The sequence below is a fragment of the Mesorhizobium sp. M1273 genome (assembly GCF_040318195.1).
Classification (GTDB): Bacteria; Pseudomonadota; Alphaproteobacteria; order Rhizobiales; family Rhizobiaceae; genus Mesorhizobium.
In genome coordinates, this window is record NZ_JAMYLV010000073.1 from 1 (window position 1) to 5,832 (window position 5,832).

General features: G+C 65.7%; 3 protein-coding genes. 2 read left to right on the forward strand and 1 reads right to left on the reverse strand.

Going from position 1 to position 5,832, the window contains the following annotated elements; genetic code table 11:
* On the forward strand, positions 1-257 hold a 257-nt coding region (locus NKH30_RS32815; RefSeq protein ID WP_352998139.1), incomplete at its 5' end, for a PfkB family carbohydrate kinase.
* A 184-nt stretch (positions 258-441) separates the two neighbouring features.
* On the opposite strand, the gene NKH30_RS32820 is transcribed toward NKH30_RS32815, so the two are convergent.
* Positions 442-2,721, reverse strand: coding sequence for an NADP-dependent malic enzyme (locus tag NKH30_RS32820; protein ID WP_352767191.1), 2,280 nt, complete (start codon positions 2,719-2,721; stop codon positions 442-444).
* Positions 2,722-2,924: 203 nt separating this feature from the next.
* Here NKH30_RS32820 and mutS point away from each other — a divergent pair, with 203 nt between their 5' ends.
* Positions 2,925-5,615: a DNA mismatch repair protein MutS gene (gene mutS, locus NKH30_RS32825; protein ID WP_352998141.1), complete on the forward strand. Its 2,691-nt coding sequence runs from the start codon at positions 2,925-2,927 to the stop codon at positions 5,613-5,615.
* Positions 5,616-5,832: the final 217 nt, after the last annotated feature.

Below are 5,832 nucleotides of genomic sequence, written 5' to 3' on the forward strand. Positions count from 1 at the left end.
GCTCGGAAAAGGGCTCGGTGATCGTGCGCGGCGACGAGACCGTGACCATCAATGCGACCAGGATCCGCGAGCTGGTCGACACCACCGGCGCCGGCGACCTCTATGCCGCCGGCTTCCTCTACGGCTACACGCAAGGCCGCAGCCTCAAGGATTGCGGCGATCTCGGCTCGCTGGCAGCCGGGCTGGTCATCCAGCAGATCGGCCCAAGGCCACGGCAGAATCTGCGCCGAGAGGCCGAGCAGGCGGGGCTTCTGTAGCGGCATCTCTTCCTTCTCCCCCTGTGGGAGAAGGTGGATCGGCGCGCAGCGCCGAGACGGTTGAGGGGTGCTGGATGGAGTGCTGCCGGTGCCAAGCTGGAACACCCCTCATCCGACCGAGCTTCGCTCGGCCACCTTCTCCCACAGGGGGAGAAGGGAGAGGCGCTGCTGCTGCCCCCGCTCCTCAAGCCCCCGCGCTATACGCCGCAATCGCTGCCATGTTGACGATGTCCGAATCCTTGGCATTGAGCGAGACGATCTGAACCGGCTTGTTCAGGCCGACCAGCAGCGGGCCGATGACGGTCGAGCCGCCGAGCTCCTGCAGCATCTTGGTCGAGATCGAGGCCGAGTGGAAGGCCGGCATGACCAGCACGTTGGCCGGGCCGGTCAGCCTGATGAACGGGTACTGCGCCATGGCGCGGGCGTTGAGCGCCACGTCGGCGGCCATCTCGCCGTCATACTCGAAATCGACGCGGCGCTTGTCGAGGATGCGCACCGCTTCCTGGACGCGCTCGGAGCGCTCGCCCTGCGGATGGCCGAAGGTTGAATAGGCGAGCATGGCGAGCCTCGGCTCGTAGCCCATGCGGCGGGCAAAACCGGCAGCCTCCTCGGCGATGTCGGCGATCTCGACGGCATCAGGCATGTCGTGCACCGCGGTATCGGCAACGAGGACGGTGCGACCCCGCGCCAGCACGATCGACACGCCGATGACGCAGTGGCCGGGCCTTGCGTCGATGACGCGGCGGATGTCGTCGAGCGCCGTCGAATAGTTGCGGGTAACGCCGGTGACGATGCCGTCGGCATCGCCCAGCGCCACCATGCAGGCGGCGAAATGGTTGCGGTCGTTATTGATCAACCGCTGGCAGTCGCGGAACAGAAAGCCTTTGCGCTGCATGCGCTCGTAGAGATAGTCGGTGTAGATCGAGTTGCGGCGCGACAGCCGCGCATTGATGATCTCGATGCCTTGCTTGCCGAGGTCGATGCCGGCGTTCCTGGCGTTTTCCTTGATGATGTCGTCGCGTCCGAGCAGGATGGCGGTGCCGAGCCGCTGGTTCACATAGGAGACGGCGGCGCGCATCACCTGCTCCTCCTCGCCCTCGGCAAAGACGATGCGCTTGGGCTGGCGGCGGACGCGGTCGTAGATGCGCTGCAGCGTCGAGGCGATCGGGTCGCGGCGGGCGGAAAGCTCCTGCGCGTAACGGTCGAGATCGAGGATCGGCTTGCGCGCGACGCCGGAGTCCATCGCCGCCTTGGCGACGGCGATCGGGATCGCCGATATCAGGCGCGGATCGAACGGCACCGGGATGATGTAGTTGGGGCCGAATTTCGGCCGGTTGCCCTGGTAGGCGGCGGCGACGTCGTCGGGCACGTCCTGGCGCGCCAGTTCGGCGAGCGCTTTGGCCGCGGCGATCTTCATGTCGTCGTTGATGGTGGTCGCCCGCACATCCAGCGCGCCGCGGAAGATGTAGGGGAAGCCAAGCACATTGTTGACCTGGTTGGGATAGTCGGACCGTCCCGTCGCCATGATGGCGTCGGTGCGGATCTCGGCGACTTCTTCCGGCGTGATCTCGGGGTCGGGATTGGCCATGGCGAAGATGATCGGGTTTTTGGCCATCGACTGCACCATCCTGGTGGTCAGCGTGCCCTTGGCCGAGAGGCCGAGGAACACGTCGGCGCCGTCCAGCGCCTCGGCCAGCGAGCGCGCGCCGGTTTTCACGGCGTGCGCCGACTTCCACTGGTTCATGCCTTCGGTGCGACCCTGGAAGACGACGCCCTTAGTGTCGCACAGGATGATATTTTCTGGCGCAAAGCCCATCGCCTTCATCAGTTCGATGCAGGCGATGCCGGCAGCGCCGGCGCCGTTGCAGACCATTTTCGTGGTCTTCATGTCGCGGCCGGTGATTTCCAGCGCGTTGATCAGGCCGGCGGCCGAAATGATGGCGGTGCCGTGCTGGTCGTCATGGAAGACCGGGATGTCCATCAGCTCGCGCAGCCGCTGCTCGATGATGAAGCACTCCGGTGCCTTGATGTCCTCGAGGTTGATGCCGCCGAAGGAGGGGCCGAGAAAGCGCACGCAGTTGATGAATTCGTCGGCATCCTCGGTATCGACCTCGAGGTCGATGGAATCGACATCGGCGAAGCGCTTGAACAGCACCGCCTTGCCTTCCATTACCGGCTTCGAGGCCAGCGCGCCGAGATTGCCGAGGCCGAGGATGGCGGTGCCGTTGGAGATGACGGCGACCATGTTGCCGCGAACCGTGTAGTCGAAGGCGCGGCTCGGGTCCTCGGCGATGGCGAGAACCGGCACAGCGACGCCCGGCGAATAGGCAAGGCTGAGATCGCGCTGCGTCGCCATTGGTTTTGTGGCTACGATCTCCAGCTTGCCGGGGCGGCCCATGGCATGGAATTCCAATGCCTCCTGGGCGCTGACGGAGGGCCCGTTGCTTTCGGTTTTCTTGGCCATGGTACTTTCGGTTTCCTCGCCCGTACGGCACCGCTTGAGATGGGTGCGCATGCTTTCTTTTGTGGAAGGTTCGGGATTAAGGCTACACTTCGCCGCTGTAAACCGCCAAGCATGGCTTGCAAAATTTTGGAAGCAGCTTCTTGAACGACGAGACGCCCATTCGAAGCGACAACGCCACGCCGGCCTTCGCGCCGGCGACGCCGATGATGGAGCAGTATATCGAGATCAAGGCGGCGAACCCGGATTCGCTGCTGTTCTACCGCATGGGCGATTTCTACGAGCTGTTCTTCGACGACGCCGAGAAGGCAAGCCGGGCGCTCGGCATCGTGCTGACCAAGCGCGGCAAGCATCAGGGGCTCGACATCCCGATGTGCGGCGTGCCGGTGCATGCCGCCGACGATTATCTGCAGAAGCTGATCGGCCAGGGGTTCCGCGTCGCCGTCTGCGAGCAGATCGAGGATCCGGCCGAGGCGAAGAAGCGCGGCGGCAAATCGGTAGTGCGCCGCGACGTGGTGCGGCTGGTCACCCCAGGCACCATCACCGAGGACAAGTTGCTGGCGCCGTCGGAATCGAGTTTTCTGATGGCGCTGGGACGGGTCAAGGGCGGCAGCAGCGATACAAGAGGCGGGGAGCGCGGCAGCGCGACAGGGAACCAAGGAAGTTTCGCCCTAGCCTGGATCGAGATCTCGACCGGTGTCTTCCGCGTCGCCGAGACCACCGCCGACCGGCTGCTCGCCGATGTCTTCCGCGTCGATCCGCGCGAGCTGATCGTCGCCGAGCCGGTGTTTTACGACCCGGAGCTGAAACCGGTCTTCGACGTGCTCGGCCGCGTCGCCAGCCCGCAGCCGCCGTCGCTGTTCGATTCGGCTTCGGCCGCCGGCCGCATCGCCCGCTTCTTCGAGGTGGCAACGCCGGATAGTTTCGGCACGTTTTCGCGCGCCGAACTGTCGGCGATCTCAGGCGTTATCGCCTATGTCGAAAAGACGCAGAAGGCCGAGCGGCCGCCGCTGTCGCGGCCGGAACGCGAGGAGCAGGGTTCGACGCTGTTCATCGACCCGGCGACGCGCGCCAATCTGGAGCTGCTGCGCACGCTGTCCGGGAGCCGCGACGGGTCGCTGTTCAAGGCGATCGACCGCACGGTGACCGGTGGCGGCGCAAGGCTGCTCGCCGACCGGCTGATGGCGCCGCTGACCGACCCGGCGGCAATCGCTGCAAGGCTGGACTCGGTGTCGTTATTCCGCTCCGAAACGCGCCTCTGCCAGGCGGTGCGGGCAAGCCTGAAGAGCGTCGCCGACATGCCGCGGGCGCTGTCCCGGCTGGCGCTCAACCGCGGCGGCCCGCGCGACCTCGGCGCGTTGCGCGCCGGTTTCGAAGCGGCCGGCGCCATCGCCGAACTGTTCGGCCACACCGCCTTGCCGGGCGAACTGACCACGGCGTTGGGAGCTATCAAGGCACTGCCTAATGAACTGGCGACGCATCTGGCACAGGCGCTCAGCGACGAGCTGCCGTTGCTCAAGCGCGACGGCGGCTTCGTCCGCGGCGGCTACCACGCCGAACTCGACGAGATGCGGGCACTGCGCGACGAGTCGCGAAAGGTGATCGCCGGGCTGGAGCGTTCGCTGATCGACGAGACCGGCATCCGCTCGCTGAAGATCAGGCACAACAACGTATTGGGCTACTATATCGAAGTCACCGCCAATCATCATGCGCTGATGACCGGCAGCGACGGCGCCAGGGCGCGCTTCATCCATCGCCAGACCATGGCCAACGCCATGCGCTTCACCACCACCGAACTCGCCGAACTGGAAACCAAGATCGCCAACGCCGCCGACCGGGCGCTGGCGATCGAGCTTGCCGCTTTCGAGGCGCTGACGGCGGAAGTGGTCGGCCAAGCCGACACGATCCGTGCCGGCGCCGAAGCGCTCGCCGTGCTCGACGTTTCGGCCGCGCTTGCCTTGCTTTCCGAGAGCGAGGCCTGGTGCCGGCCGCTGGTCGATGCGAGCCTTGCCTTCGAGATTGCGGGCGGACGCCACCCGGTGGTCGAACAGGCGCTGCGGCGTTCCGGCGAAGGTCCGTTCGTCGCCAATGATTGCGATCTGTCGCCGCAAGGCGATGCCAAGGCCGGCGCGATCTGGCTGCTGACCGGCCCCAATATGGGCGGCAAATCGACCTTCCTCAGGCAAAACGCGCTGATTGCCATCCTCGCCCAGACCGGCTCCTTCGTGCCTGCGGCATCAGCCCATATCGGCGTCGTCGACCGGCTGTTTTCGCGGGTCGGCGCCTCCGACGATCTGGCGCGCGGCCGCTCCACCTTCATGGTCGAGATGGTCGAGACGGCGGCGATCCTCAACCAGGCAGGCGAACGCGCACTGGTCATCCTCGATGAGATCGGCCGCGGCACCGCCACTTTCGACGGCCTGTCGATCGCCTGGGCGGCGGTCGAATATCTGCACGAGAAAAACCGCTGCCGGGCGATCTTCGCCACGCATTTCCACGAGATGACGGCGCTGGCCGGAAAACTGCCGCGGCTCTCCAACGTCACCATGCGGGTCAAGGAATGGGAGGGCGACGTGGTCTTCCTGCACGAGGTCGGCAAGGGTGCGGCCGACCGTTCCTACGGCGTCCAGGTAGCGCGGCTGGCCGGCCTGCCAGAGGCCGTCGTCGGCCGGGCCAAGGAAGTGCTGCACCAGCTTGAAGCAGGCGAGGTCTCGGGCAAGGCCAACCGTCTGGTCGACGACCTGCCGCTGTTTTCCGTGGCGGCGAAGCGGGAAGCGTCGAAGCCGGCGAAGAGTGATGGGCTGGGTTTGGCGCTAGCGGAGATCAATCCCGACGAGATGACGCCAAGGGAGGCGCTGGAGGCGCTGTACCGGCTGAAGGGGATGGTGGGGCAGTAGCCGTCGCTGGCTGAGCCCGCCGTCTGTCGGCATTCCTTCGCGCCCCCCTCTGCCCTGCCGGACATCTCCCCCACTTGGGGGGAGATTGGCAGCTTCGCTGGCAGTGTCTTTTCTGATAGTGTGCTGAAGGTTCTGCAAAAAGTTTTGGAGAGAGAACGGGGCTTGCTCTGAGGGGCGAGCGGCCATGGCACGGTGGTGACGTTGCGATCACCGATTC